Below are 13,400 nucleotides of genomic sequence, written 5' to 3' on the forward strand. Positions count from 1 at the left end.
TCTTGGAAGGCGCATCGATTGAGTCCCTTGTGGGACTGCTTTTTTTTCTGATCCTCTGTTCAGCTTTTTTCTCGAGTTCTGAAACAGGCATGATGTCACTTAACCGCTATCGGTTACGACATCTAGTCAAGAACCGGCACAGAGGAGCCATCAAGGCTAATAAGCTTTTGAAACGCCCAGATCGACTGATCGGCGTGATTCTCATCGGCAACAACTTCGTTAATATTCTAGCCTCTGCAATTGCCACGATTATCGCGGTGAAAATCTGGGGAGAAAGCGGCATCTTTATCGCCACTGCAGCACTTACGCTGGTGATTCTGATCTTTGCGGAGGTCTCGCCAAAAACGGTTGCCGCACTACACCCTGAAAAAGTGGCTTTTCCCGCGGCTTATGTACTCCAGCCCTTGCTGAAACTACTTTACCCGCTGGTATGGATGGTCAACTTGATCACCAATAACCTGCTCAAACTACTGGGTATTAAAGTCACCACCGGCGAGAATCATCACCTCAGCACAGAAGAGCTGCGCACCTTAGTGAATGAATCCGGCGCGGTCTTGCAACAGCGTAACCAATCGATGCTGCTTGGCGTACTAGAGCTAGACGATGTCACCGTTAACGACATTATGATCCCGCGCAACGAAGTTGGCGGCATCGACATGGACAATGACCTCGAAGAGATTATTGACCAGCTCAGCAAAACCGCCCATACCCGCATGCCGGTTTACCGTGGCGAGCTGAATAAAGTTGTCGGCATCCTGCATATGCGTAACCTAGCACAGGTGTTCCGCCAAGAGTCGGTCACCAAAGCCGCTATTCTGCAGGTGATTCACGAACCCTACTTTGTCCCCGAAAGTACTCCGCTGCAAACCCAGCTGCTAAACTTTCAGCAGGAAAATCGTCGCATCGCTCTAGTGGTAGATGAATATGGCGACATTCAAGGTATTGTCACGCTCGAAGATATTCTCGAAGAGATCGTTGGTGAAATGTCACTCAACGGTAAAGAAGATAATCAGGACATATATCCGCAATCTGACGGCAGCTTCTTTATCGACGGCACGGCTAACATCCGTGATGTTAACAAGTCGCTCAATTGGAGCCTGCCCACCGATGGGCCAAAAACCATCAATGGTTTGGTAATGGAAATTCTAGAAGCCATTCCGGATGCCAACATCTGTATGCTAATAGGCAACTATCGGATCGAAACGCTGCAAGTCTGCGATAACCAGATAAAAACGATTCGCGCGATGACTCACGACAGCGAATATGAGGAAGAGGAGGAGTAACGCTCCTGTGACACTACTCCGCTAACTTAGATTTAACGCTGTTGATCTTATCATCAATGGTTTGCTCCCGGTCGGTGCGGGTGCCGATACGCATACTACTGCTAATCCGCACCGCACCCATTTCATGCACCACTTCATGGCAACGTTTTACCGCCGCAAACACCTCATCCCACTCTCCTTCGATATTTGTGCCATAACCATGCATTTGATGGGATAACCCCGACTCCTGCAAAACCCGCTGACAAGCGGTGACATAAGCCGACACCGAAGTGCCTACCCCTAACGGGATGACACACAGATCAATCATTACCTTCATTATTATCTCCCTTTCAGGTGAGTTTATCTTCCGCTTCACGTTGGCGAATCAAAGCCCATACCGCTCGCTTTTCCTCATCCGTCAAACACCCCCACTCAGCGATCTCCATGCCACTTCGGCGACAGGCGATACAGAGATCTTTTTCATCAAGGGCACATACACCAATACAGGGTGAGCGGATAGGACGAGAGGGTGTATTTTCAGTGGTCATATTTTCAGTTTTATCATTTTAGGTGGTGCCATACTCAAGCTACATGGCTCAGGCGATACTGTGTTCCGGCCGCACCTTCATAGGAATCTGCGCATCAAAACCAACATTTAAAAGTTCAACCAGCATATAGGCCGTCAGCCCCCAGATGATATCACCCTCAAATTCATAGGCTGGCACATAATGGGTCATACCGCGAAACTTGATCTTATCAGTATGGTGACGGTGATCTTCGAGAAAAAGCTCAAAGGCACCCGGTGAATCCGATCCAGCTCATCCAAATTAGGAATCAACTCCGTTTCCATCGGAATAATGCCCACATAGGGCCTGACCTGAAGTTTGTGTTTCGACAACACATCCCCCAATGGACCAACGATATCGACCCGGGCAGGGTTCAACCCAACCTCTTCTTCAGCTTCACGTAAGGCAGTAAATAGCAGATCCGGATCGGTCGCATCGCGCTTACCTCCCGGAAAGGCAATTTCACCACTATGGGTGCTGAGGTTATCACTGCGACGGGTCAGGATCACTTCCGGGCCGGCAGGGTTATCCGTCAACGCAATCAACACACTCGCCTGAGGGCCAGCGCACTGAAGCGTCCTCGGGGAATACAGGGCTAATTTTCGTTTCAACTGATCTATCATGGGACGTTAGACTAAATACCAATGCGTATAATGATTATTGTCACAACATCATACCGTTGCTTACGGCGAAAGTTTAGCGCTGTTGCGCAATTTCAACGCATTTCGGTTCAACTCGGCGCGTATAATTCGGCCCAAAAGCCGACGATTTTACTGCCAAATATCATATTTATGCCATAGATCATTTGAGCCACTGACCACAATTGCAGTACAGTTGAAATAAAGGCGACGCCATAACAGTGCGTTTCTATTATCGCCCTGTATTTTGAAGGACATACTATGAAGTACTGCAACCTGTGCGGATCGACGGTCCGGTTTGAAATTCCCCCCGGCGATAACCGTCCTCGGCACATCTGCAACCAGTGCGGTGAAATACACTACGTGAATCCAAAGGTCATCGCCGGCTGCCTCCCTGTCTATGACGGCCAAGTACTGCTATGCAAACGCGCCATTGAACCCCGCGTTGGCTTCTGGACCCTCCCCGCAGGCTTTATGGAAAACGGCGAATCCACCCGCCAAGCCGCCGCGCGCGAAACCCTCGAAGAAGCGAATGCCCGGGTGAGCGAATTACAGCTGTATACCCTCACTTCCATCGTGCCGGTTAGCCAAGTCCAATTCATCTACCTGGCACAGCTTGATAACCTAAACTTCTCAGCCGGTGATGAAACCACCGATGTACAGCTATTTACAGAAGAGAATGTTCCTTGGGACAATCTAGCCTTTCAAACTATCCGCAACGCCTTAAGGTTTTATTTTGCAGACCGCAAAAAAGGCCACTACCCATTACATCACGTTGACCTTGAAACACCACCCGGTCAATATGTTGATAAAGTCTAATCCCAGCATAAAAAGAGCAACCCATGGATAACAAACTGATTCTTATTATTCTTGCCATCTTACTACCACCAATTGCCGTTTTTCTGAAAGCCGGCCTAGGCCTGCAGTTATTCATTAATATTGTGCTCTGCCTGATTTTTTATATTCCGGGTATTCTGCATGCGCTCTGGCTGGTGTTAAAATAACCGCATCCTGTTTCCATAACGGCTTAGCCTAGGTTTCAGCGACGAATAACGGCCCATCAGGCCGTTTTTTTTATTTGACGGCACCTACCCGGCGCACATAATGAGATTCATCAATGACTCTGTTAATCACCACCTGGATTAAGTTCTTTATCCTTTTTGCACCCTTCTTTGTGGTGTCTATGTTTCTATCGCTGACGCGTGGTGACACACCAGCAGAGCGTCGTAGCACCGCTAACAAAGCAGTGCTGGCCGCCGCTTTAGCAGCGCTCGTCTTATTTTTCTTCGGCTCACCGCTGTTTGAACTACTCGGCATTACCATCGATTCATTTCGCATTGGCGCTGGTATTTTGCTATTCCTCTCAGCTATCAGCTTGGTCAAAGAAGGAGTGCGCACCAATGCTCAGGTGCCTGATGCTATTCGTGAAGATACTTCGGTCGTGCCCTTAGCCATCCCCACGATTATCGGCCCAGCAACCATCGGTGCCATATTGGTGTACGGCTCAGAACTTCATGGGGTCGATATGCTGTTCGGCCTCAGCGGCATGTTCCTCGCCCTGACTTCGCTGTTGCTGCTGCTCCATGTCGCCAACCGATTAGAGCGCGTACTAGGCAAAACAGGCCTGAACATTCTCAGTAAGATCACTGGCCTAATTCTGGCCGCTATGGCATCGGAAATTGTGCTGACAGGTATCACGGGGTTTATGACCCGCATCGGCCACTGAACGATATTACAGCAACTTCGCAGACCCCAGCAGCCACGGGGCCTGCGCGCTTTACCCCACTGATACCCAAGCTTAATCCACAAATTTATCCACAGAATTTGTGGCTAGTTTTGAGCCTTTTTAACAGGTTATTTTTTACCCTGAACAAATTTAACACACTACAAATTAAGCCAATAATAACAATAGCTTAAAAGACTACCGCAATGGTTATCCATACTTAACTAACCGCTTTACCCACAGGATATGTTCATAACTATCTCAGTTATAATCATGATCATAAATCAGCCAGCTGCCAAACATCATAGGCCACCTCTTCATAAGGGTGCGCCTGCTTGAGTGCCGCAATCGCCGCATGAATCAGATCATCCTCGCACACTAATTCAACCTTCCACTCCGACAGCTGCTCTAAAGTATTCTCCCGACCAATATGAGGCTGACTGCCCGGCATGGGCCGAAACTGCCCCAACCCTTTAATCTGCCAGCAGCAACTCTCGTACTGCCCTATGCGGCCAGCTCCACTCATAAACACCGCTTCTTTAACGACTTCTAAAGCCTCATCCGGAACAAAAAACGCTAACTTATACATCGCCTTTCCTCTTCTATATTCATGATTTCTATACGCCATAGGCGGCGAATTAAGCCAAAAAAAGCGGCCAGTGATTGCTCACCGCCGCTTATTGATAATCATGGTTTGATTTATAGATCTTCCACGAGCCGGCGCAGATCTTCCACCTTACGAGACACTACTTTTTCAAGGTGCTCGATCTCATCCAGCAGATGCTGCTTTTTGTCTTTAACCGTTTTCTCTGCAGACACCAGCATTTCCAGCTCGTCGATCGCCCGCAAGAAATATGGCGAAGGTTCGGTGCTTGCACGGTATGGTACCAAGCCACCCTCAACCGATACGTTGGTATGCTTACGCTTGAATTTGAATTTTTTACTTTTCGTCATCCACTCACCATGATGACGATGTAAATACACCTTCAGCACATCAACATCATTTTCAGTGCGGGTGGTGAATTTTTCAATTTCATGGGGATTCTCAAATCCCATTTCTGTTAAAGTCCGAAATTTATCGGCAGACATTGGTTTACTCCATAAGCCATTAGCGGAAAACTTCCTTGAATATAGATGAAAAAATCTAAAACGGGAGTTTTTCTTAATCCCATAATGGGATGTTAATACAAGGTTGCTATCACGGGATAAAAAAAACCGCCGGACGGCGGTTTTAATAAGCCATCAATAAACGATGTTAATTTTTCAGGTTGAGCACATCCTGCATATCGTACAGCCCATTCTCTTTACCGGCCAGCCAACTAGCAGCACGCATAGCACCTTTTGCAAAGGTCATACGAGAACTCGCTTTATGGGTAATCTCAACGCGCTCGCCTTCAGTCGCAAATAATACCGTATGATCACCCACCACATCACCTGCGCGGATAGTCACAAAGCCAATTTCCTCTTTGCTACGGGCACCTATCTGCCCCTCACGACCATAGACAGCACACTGGCGTAGATCACGACCTAACGCATCGGCAACCACCTCACCCATGCTCAGAGCAGTGCCAGAAGGCGAGTCCACTTTGTGATGATGATGCGCTTCGATTATCTCGACATCATAATCATCACCCAACGCCTTAGCCGCATCGGCCAGTAGCTTAAAGCAAAGGTTCACCCCCACGCTCATATTAGAAGCAAAGACCAACGGCATGGTTTCACCAAAGCTGCGCAACTCATTACGCTCTGCTTCATTCAAACCGGTGGTGCCAATGACCATCGCTTTTCCATTAGCGGCACAGAGCGCCAGATTTGCGAGTGTCGCTTTCGGGGCGGTAAAGTCGATAAGCACATCGAAGTCATCGATCACCTGCTCTAGTGAGCCGACAATCGCCACACCTAGTTTACCCACACCGGCAACTTCGCCAGCATCGGCACCGATAAGACTACTGGTCGACTCAACGATGGCCGCCCCCAATGTTAGCCCATCGGTTGCCTGAATAGCTTCGATATTAGTTTTTCCCATACGCCCAGCGGCGCCGGTTACGGCAATTCTAATCATTCTCACTTCCTGATCTGATGCCGGGCCTTCGTTAACTTCAGCCCCGCTCATGAATCTTAACCCTTCGAACGACTGACACTCTGGTCCATATCAAAGGCCGGTTTTTCACACTCAGGCCGACCAACGATCTTAGCTGGCACACCCACCACCGTGGTATGAGGAGGTACATCTTCGAGCACCACAGAACCGCCACCGACTTTAGCGCCGACACCGACTTCGATATTCCCGAAGATCTTCGCGCCCGCGGCAATCATAACCCCTTCACGAATCTTAGGATGACGATCACCGGTCTCTTTACCCGTGCCACCGAGTGTCACTGATTGCAGAATAGAGACATCATTTTCAATAACGCAAGTTTCGCCGACCACAATACCGGTCGCGTGATCAAACATCACTCCACAGCCAATCCGCGCCGCCGGATGAATATCCACCTGAAAAACTTCACTCACGCGGCTCTGAATATACAGTGCCATTGAGTGCCGTCCCTGCTTCCACATCCAGTGAGCGATACGATAAGCCTGCAGAGCATGAAAACCCTTTAAATACAGTAATACCGTGGTAAAACTAAACACAGCGGGGTCGCGGATACGTACAGCACTGATATCTTTACAGATGCACTTGAGGATTTCAGGATCACCACTCAGGGCCTCTTCAATCAACTCACGCAGGGTAATAGCGGCCATCACCTCATCAGACAACTTATTAGCCAAGAGGTAACTCACCGCCTCGCAGAGGCTGTTATGCCGGATAATGGTGCTGTGAAAGAAACTCGCCAGAAATGGCTCAATAGCCATCTCGTCACGTGCTTCTTGTTGAATCAGCCGCCACAACTCTTCCGGGTGAGTGGGAAAATCACTCATGTAAGACTCCTAAAAGTCGAAGGGGCTGCAATGCAGCCCCTTGGGATATTAGGTCATATCCTCAAAAAATTTCTTAACGCTATCAAAGAACCCATGTTTCTTTGGCCCATGGTGTTTTTGGCGTTCATCCATCGCGGTTTCAAACTGTTTCAGCAACTCTTTCTGCTTGCTGTTCAGGTTCACCGGCGTTTCAACAATCACCCGTACTAGCAGATCACCAACACTACCACCACGAACAGGCTTAATACCTTTACCTCGCAGACGGAATAGCTTACCGGTCTGGGTTTCAGCAGGTATCTTCAGTTTAACACGTGATTCTAGCGTCGGAACTTCTAGTTCACCGCCAAGCGCGGCATCGATAAAGCTGATTGGCACTTCACAGTATAGATGCTTGCCATCACGCTCGAAAATCGCATGATCACGTACATTAACCTGAACAAAAAGATCACCTGATGGGCCACCATGGCCACCCGCTTCCCCCTCACCTGAGAGACGAATACGATCGCCGGTATCCACACCCGCCGGAATTTTAACCGACAGTTTCTTGGTTTGTTGCTTACGGCCCTGACCATGACAGCTAGTACATGGATCAGAAACCACTTGGCCTTCACCATGACAGGTTGGACAAGTCTGCTGCACAGAGAAGAACCCTTGCTGCATACGTACTTGACCAATACCACCACAGGTACCACAGGTTTTAGCACTGGTGCCGGCTTTAGCGCCACTACCATCACAAACATCGCAGGGTACTAACGTCGGTACGGTAATGGTTTTTTCACAGCCACGTACCGCTTCTTCCAGGCTCAAGTCCATGGTGTAGCGGAGGTCGGCGCCGCGCTGTACATGACTACGACGACCGCCATGACCTTGCTGGCCAAAGATATCGCCAAACACATCACCAAAGATATCGCCAAAGCCACCCTGACCGCCGCCAAAGCCCTGACCACCCATGCCATTCTGATCTATACCTGCATGCCCATATTGGTCATAAGCAGCTTTCTTCTGCTGGTCGGACAGTACTTCGTAGGCTTCGTTAACCTCTTTAAAGGCATCTTCCGCGGACTTATCATCAGGATTACGGTCCGGGTGATATTTCATCGCCATACGACGAAAGGCCTTTTTAATATCCCGGTCAGAAGCGTCACGGTCAACGCCTAACACATCATAAAAATCTTTCTTCGACATAATCGGTATCGCAATCCGGTTAACTAATTCTTTAAATCAGCTCAGAATAAAAACAAGACAACGCGGGACCGGCCCGCGCTGTCAATTTAAGCTTGATTCACTTCAATCCGACTTATTTTTTGTCGTCGTCTTTAACTTCTTCAAACTCAGCGTCAACAGCGTCGTCAGCCGGCTCAGCTTGAGCCTGCTCACCCGGTTGACCTTCAGCCTGTTGTGCAGCTTCAGCATACATCTTCTGAGCCAGTGCAGAAACGGCTTCAGTCAGTGCGGCTGTTTTGCTTTCGATGGCGTCTTTATCGTCTTCTTTAAGCACGCCTTCCAACGCTTCGATTGCACCGTTGATCGCTGTTTTCTCTTCTTCAGTTGCCTTATCACCGGCATCTTCCAACGTTTTCTTAGCGGAGTGAATCATCGCATCCCCCTGGTTACGGGCTTGACTCATCTCTTCAAACTTCTTATCCGCTTCAGCGTTGGCTTCAGCATCACGAATCATTTGTTCAACTTCATCATCACTCAGACCTGAAGACGCTTTAATGATAATTGACTGCTCTTTACCGGTCGCTTTATCTTTCGCAGACACGTTCAGGATACCGTTAGCATCGATGTCGAATGTTACTTCAACCTGTGGCATGCCACGTGGTGCTGGCGGAATATCGGCCAGGTCAAAACGACCCAGTGATTTATTGCCTGAAGCTTGCTTACGCTCACCCTGTACTACGTGAATGGTTACAGCAGTCTGGTTGTCTTCCGCCGTAGAGAACACCTGAGACTTCTTAGTTGGGATAGTCGTGTTCTTCTCGATCACTGGTGTAGCAACCCCCATAGTCTCGATACCCAAGCTCAGTGGGGTAACGTCCAGCAGCAATACGTCTTTAACATCACCGGCCAGAACCGCAGCTTGGATAGATGCGCCAATCGCAACCGCTTCATCAGGGTTAACATCTTTACGTGCTTCTTTACCGAAGAATTCTGTTACTTTCTTCTGTACCAGAGGCATACGGGTCTGACCACCGACCAAAATCACTTCATCGATATCAGCAGCAGACAGATCAGCATCTTTCAGTGCCATACGGCAAGGCTCAAGAGAACGATCAACCAACGCTTCAACGAGGGATTCCATTTTTGCACGGCTGATCTTAACATTCAGGTGCTTAGGACCCGTTGCATCAGCAGTGATGTAAGGCAGGTTAACATCAGTGCTCTGTGCAGATGACAGTTCAACTTTGGCTTTCTCAGCACCTTCTTTCAAACGCTGCAGTGCCAGTGGATCACTGTGCAGATCGATACCAGATTCTTTCTTAAACTCAGCCGCCAGATATTCAATCAGACGTGAGTCGAAATCTTCACCACCCAAGAAAGTGTCACCGTTAGTCGCCAACACTTCAAACTGGTGCTCGCCATCAACTTCTGCAATTTCGATAATAGAGATATCGAATGTACCACCACCCAAGTCGTATACAGCGATCGTTTTATCGCCTTTAGATTTGTCCATACCGTAAGCCAGTGCAGCAGCTGTTGGTTCGTTGATGATACGTTTAACATTCAGACCCGCAATTTTACCGGCATCTTTAGTTGCCTGACGCTGAGAATCATTGAAGTAAGCTGGAACGGTAATAACCGCTTCAGTCACCTCTTCACCTAGGTAATCTTCAGCAGTTTTCTTCATCTTCTTCAGAATTTCTGCAGATACCTGTGGTGCAGCCATTTTCTTATCGTTTACTTGAACCCAAGCATCGCCGTTGTCAGCTTCGATAATTTTGTATGGCACCATTTTAATATCTTTCTGTACTACATCGTCTTTAAAACGACGACCGATCAAACGCTTGATCGCGTACAGTGTATTGTTCGGGTTAGTCACAGCCTGACGTTTAGCCGGCTGACCTACCAGAATTTCACCATCATCCGCATAAGCAATGATAGACGGGGTGGTGCGTTCACCCTCTGCGTTTTCAATAACCCGTGGCTTATCACCGTCCAATACTGCGACGCATGAGTTTGTAGTACCCAGGTCAATACCAATAATTCTACCCATCTCAATCACTCCAATCATTCTGTGCCCGATCTAGCGGGCAAATTCTTTTTTCTTGCTAGCTATATTGGTGCATATTTATCAGTTTCAAGGCCTGACTTATTCAGCACCTTTAGAAACAATCACCATCGCTGGACGAATCAAGCGGTCATTCAAGGTATAGCCCTTCTGCATCACCGCCATCACATGGTTAGCCGGCACATCGGGGTTCGGCACCATTGACATTGCCTGATGTAATTCAGGATTAAACGCTTCACCCACTGGGTTATGCTGTTCCACCTTAAATTTACCCAAACCAGTGATAAACATATTCAGCGTCATCTCAACCCCTTCACGCAGGGCGACAACCGCTTCATCATCACTATTAGATGCTTCAATTGCCCGTTCCAAGCTGTCCACGACCGGCAGCAGCTCATTGGCAAATTTGTCCAGCGCAAACTTATGCGCTTTCTCAACATCCATCTCGGCCCGACGACGCACGTTCTGCATCTCGGCTAAGGTCCGGAGTTCCTGTTCTTTCAGTTCGGAAATCTGATCCTGAGCCTGCGCCAATTGAAGCTGCAATGCGTCCACATCAACCTCGGCTGCGGTAGCGCCTTCAGCGGCGGGCTCAACGGTTTCGTCAGCGGCTGCGGTTGCATCAACCGCATCCGTTACTGTGTCCGGCTGCTGCTCGTCAACCTGAGTCTTATCTTCGCCTGCCATCACTTTCTCCAACCATCTGATATGTGAATTTTCTGTTGAGCTTTATATGGGGCTAAGCCAACAGGATTCAAGTGGTTATTTTTGATTTTTTTATGCAAAGGAGTAGTTATTGATTGCGCTAGGGTAATTATTGGCTTATATATTAACTACTGTATAAAAACACAGGCTTGAGGCCATGCTGACTCAACTCAATATTCGCAATTACGCCATCGTTGAACAACTCGACCTAGAACTAGACAAGGGTATGACCGTGGTTAGCGGTGAAACCGGTGCCGGTAAATCGATCATGCTCGACGCACTCGGCCTTACCCTTGGTGATCGCGCCGATATGGGCTCAGTGCGCAAAGGCGCGGAACGGGCTGAAATTATCGCTAGCTTCGATATAACCGATATCCCCACGGCTAAACAGTGGCTAAAAAGCCAAGAGCTAGACGATAGCGAGTGCATACTTCGCCGGGTGATCACCAGCGAAGGGCGCTCTCGTAGCTATATTAACGGCAGCCCCTGCCCTATTAATAAGGTCCGTGAACTCGGTGAACATTTGATCGAAATTCACGGCCAGCATGAACATCAGCGACTACTAAAGAAAGATCATCACCGGCACCTTCTCGATGCGTACTCCGGCAAAGGCGAACTGGCCAGCAAAACCCGTACATTATTTCGTCACTGGCACAGCCTGAATCATCGCCTACATCAGTTATCGGCTCAGAATGAAGAGCAAACCGCTCGCTTACAGCTATTAAGCTACCAAGCCGAAGAACTAGAGCAACTGGCCCTCGATGAGGGTGAATATGAGAAGTTGGTTGAAGAGCAAAGCACCCTAGCCAATGCTGAAGATATTCTCCATTCAGGTCAGCAAATACTCTTGCTCACCAGCGACGGCGAAGAAGTAAGCTGCCTAAGCCTACTAAATCAGTGTCAAAACCTACTTAGCAAGATGAAAGGCACCTCCCCTTCTGTGACACAAACCATCGAAATGCTGAGCAGCGCACAGATACAGATAGAAGAAGCGTCGCAGGAGATCAGTCACTATATGGACCGGGTTGAGCTTAACCCAACCCGTCAAGCCGACGTCGAAGAACGCCTCGGCACCATCTTTGATTTAGCGCGCAAACATCGTATCCCGCCCGAGCAACTACCGCAGTTCCAACAAGACATTCAACAAGAACTAGAAAGCCTCAGCATGTCAGACCAAGCCTTAGAGGCACTGCATCAAGAAACCGAACAGGCGCGTCAGGCATTTCTAAGCAGCGCCAAGCAGCTCAGTAAAACTCGTCACAAAGCCGCATCGAGCCTCAAAAATGAAGTCAATAAGCAGCTACATAGCCTAGGTATGACCGCTGCCGAGTTAAGCTTGTCGCTGACCCCTTATGCCAAAGACCAACTTAATGCCCACGGCCTCGAAGAGGTCGAGTTTCTGATCACCACCAACGCCGGTCAACCGCCTCGCCCACTAAACAAAATAGCCTCTGGTGGTGAATTATCACGCATTTCACTGGCGATTCAGGTGATTACAGCTCAGTCCTCTAGCACACCAACGCTAATCTTCGACGAAGTTGATGTCGGTATCGGCGGTGCCATTGCTGAAGTTGTCGGACGCTTGCTCAGACAGTTAGGCGAAAATAATCAGATTCTGGTGGTCACTCACCAGCCTCAGGTCGCATCTCAGGGGCATCAGCACCTATTCGTTAGCAAGAAAACCGTTAAAAACAAAACCATTACCCATATCGACCCACTCAGCATCGATCAACGGATCGGTGAAGTGGCCCGGATGCTGGGCGGTATTGATGTCACCGAAACATCACGGGATCATGCCCGCGAGATGCTCGGCCTCGAAATAGCGCGGTGCTATTAATAGCCTTATGGCTAAACTCAACACCAAAAAAACCGGCGATGCCGGTTTTTTTAAGGTTTTGTTATTCTTACTTTTTAAGATTACTTCGGTTCACAACCATCGGCACACTCACCATATAGGTACAGTGTACGATCAGTGATTTTAAATCCCAATTCACGAGCAACTTCATCCTGACGCTCTTTCAGCCGACGATCGCTAAATTCCCGCACCTTACCGCACTTCACACAGACGATATGGTCATGCTGCTCATCCTGAGTCAGCTCAAATACGGAATGTCCTCCCTCAAAGTGATGGCGGGACACCAGCCCGGCGCCTTCAAACTGAGTGAGTACACGATACACGGTGGCCAGCCCAACATCCTCGTTATGTTCCAGCAGAAGCTTATAAATATCTTCAGCACTGAAATGATCACCTTCACCAGCCTTCTCAAGAATCTGATAAATTTTTACCCGCGGCAGGGTAACCTTCAATCCTGCGTTACGTAATTCCTGATTTTCAAGTCCCATAATCTTTCT

General features: G+C 48.6%; 17 protein-coding genes. 5 read left to right on the plus strand and 12 right to left on the minus strand.

Going from position 1 to position 13,400, the window contains the following annotated elements; translation table 11 throughout:
• Positions 1-2: 2 nt before the first annotated feature.
• Positions 3-1,283 carry an HlyC/CorC family transporter gene (locus tag AC0L4K_RS17005; protein ID WP_417223459.1) on the plus strand — a complete coding sequence of 427 codons (1,281 nt, stop codon included), beginning with the start codon at positions 3-5 and terminating at the stop codon, positions 1,281-1,283.
• A gap of 13 nt (positions 1,284-1,296) precedes the next feature.
• On the opposite strand, the gene AC0L4K_RS17010 is transcribed toward AC0L4K_RS17005, so the two are convergent.
• From AC0L4K_RS17010 to AC0L4K_RS17025, 4 genes are read right to left on the minus strand one after another with little or no spacing between them, the layout of a single operon-like run.
• Positions 1,297-1,599, minus strand: a complete 303-nt coding sequence (locus tag AC0L4K_RS17010) for an MTH1187 family thiamine-binding protein (RefSeq protein WP_417223456.1) — start codon at positions 1,597-1,599, stop codon at positions 1,297-1,299.
• A gap of 13 nt (positions 1,600-1,612) precedes the next feature.
• Complete coding sequence (locus AC0L4K_RS17015) at positions 1,613-1,810, minus strand: DUF1289 domain-containing protein (protein WP_473267308.1); 198 nt, start codon at positions 1,808-1,810, stop codon at positions 1,613-1,615.
• A gap of 48 nt (positions 1,811-1,858) precedes the next feature.
• Positions 1,859-1,999 carry a hypothetical protein gene (locus AC0L4K_RS17020; protein WP_473267310.1) on the minus strand — a complete coding sequence of 47 codons (141 nt, stop codon included), beginning with the start codon at positions 1,997-1,999 and terminating at the stop codon, positions 1,859-1,861.
• Positions 1,996-2,439: an NUDIX hydrolase gene (locus AC0L4K_RS17025; protein WP_473267312.1), complete on the minus strand. Its 444-nt coding sequence runs from the start codon at positions 2,437-2,439 to the stop codon at positions 1,996-1,998. Before AC0L4K_RS17025 ends, AC0L4K_RS17020 begins: the two co-directional genes overlap by 4 nt.
• Before the next feature lie 288 nt (positions 2,440-2,727).
• On the opposite strand from AC0L4K_RS17025, the gene AC0L4K_RS17030 reads away from it, so the two are divergent.
• The 3 genes from AC0L4K_RS17030 (at position 2,728) to AC0L4K_RS17040 (ending at position 4,192) form a co-directional block, all read left to right on the plus strand.
• Positions 2,728-3,285, plus strand: coding sequence for an NUDIX hydrolase (locus AC0L4K_RS17030; protein ID WP_473267313.1), 558 nt, complete (start codon positions 2,728-2,730; stop codon positions 3,283-3,285).
• Positions 3,286-3,308: 23 nt separating this feature from the next.
• Complete coding sequence (locus AC0L4K_RS17035; RefSeq protein ID WP_417223446.1) at positions 3,309-3,470, plus strand: YqaE/Pmp3 family membrane protein; 162 nt, start codon at positions 3,309-3,311, stop codon at positions 3,468-3,470.
• Between the two features lie 113 nt (positions 3,471-3,583).
• Positions 3,584-4,192, plus strand: coding sequence for a MarC family protein (locus tag AC0L4K_RS17040; RefSeq protein WP_417223444.1), 609 nt, complete (start codon positions 3,584-3,586; stop codon positions 4,190-4,192).
• 274 nt (positions 4,193-4,466) lie between these two features.
• Here AC0L4K_RS17040 and AC0L4K_RS17045 read toward each other — a convergent pair whose 3' ends face one another.
• The 7 genes from AC0L4K_RS17045 to grpE form a co-directional block, all read right to left on the minus strand.
• Complete coding sequence (locus AC0L4K_RS17045; RefSeq protein ID WP_417223441.1) at positions 4,467-4,778, minus strand: YqfO family protein; 312 nt, start codon at positions 4,776-4,778, stop codon at positions 4,467-4,469.
• Between the two features lie 110 nt (positions 4,779-4,888).
• Positions 4,889-5,278 (minus strand): DUF3461 family protein, encoded by a 390-nt coding sequence (locus AC0L4K_RS17050; RefSeq protein WP_473267315.1) that lies wholly within the window; start codon positions 5,276-5,278, stop codon positions 4,889-4,891.
• Positions 5,279-5,444: 166 nt separating this feature from the next.
• Positions 5,445-6,251, minus strand: coding sequence for a 4-hydroxy-tetrahydrodipicolinate reductase (gene dapB, locus AC0L4K_RS17055; RefSeq protein WP_417223435.1), 807 nt, complete (start codon positions 6,249-6,251; stop codon positions 5,445-5,447).
• Between the two features lie 56 nt (positions 6,252-6,307).
• Entirely contained in the window at positions 6,308-7,111 is an 804-nt protein-coding gene (cysE, locus tag AC0L4K_RS17060) for a serine O-acetyltransferase (RefSeq protein WP_417223434.1), read from the minus strand.
• A gap of 48 nt (positions 7,112-7,159) precedes the next feature.
• Complete coding sequence (gene dnaJ / locus AC0L4K_RS17065) at positions 7,160-8,296, minus strand: molecular chaperone DnaJ (protein ID WP_417223433.1); 1,137 nt, start codon at positions 8,294-8,296, stop codon at positions 7,160-7,162.
• A 112-nt stretch (positions 8,297-8,408) separates the two neighbouring features.
• On the minus strand, positions 8,409-10,328 hold the full coding sequence (dnaK, locus tag AC0L4K_RS17070) for a molecular chaperone DnaK (protein WP_473267317.1): 1,920 nt from the start codon (positions 10,326-10,328) through the stop codon (positions 8,409-8,411).
• A gap of 96 nt (positions 10,329-10,424) precedes the next feature.
• The gene (gene grpE / locus AC0L4K_RS17075; protein ID WP_417223427.1) at positions 10,425-11,030 is read right to left on the minus strand and encodes a nucleotide exchange factor GrpE; all 606 of its coding nucleotides are present in this window, start codon (positions 11,028-11,030) and stop codon (positions 10,425-10,427) included.
• A gap of 175 nt (positions 11,031-11,205) precedes the next feature.
• Between grpE and recN the strand changes: the two genes are divergently transcribed.
• Positions 11,206-12,885, plus strand: a complete 1,680-nt coding sequence (gene recN, locus AC0L4K_RS17080) for a DNA repair protein RecN (RefSeq protein WP_473267319.1) — start codon at positions 11,206-11,208, stop codon at positions 12,883-12,885.
• 80 nt (positions 12,886-12,965) lie between these two features.
• Here the strand turns inward: recN and fur are convergent, their stop codons facing one another.
• Entirely contained in the window at positions 12,966-13,391 is a 426-nt protein-coding gene (gene fur / locus AC0L4K_RS17085; protein ID WP_417223422.1) for a ferric iron uptake transcriptional regulator, read from the minus strand.
• Positions 13,392-13,400: the final 9 nt, after the last annotated feature.

The sequence above is a fragment of the Amphritea sp. GJ51-11 genome (assembly GCF_055808735.1).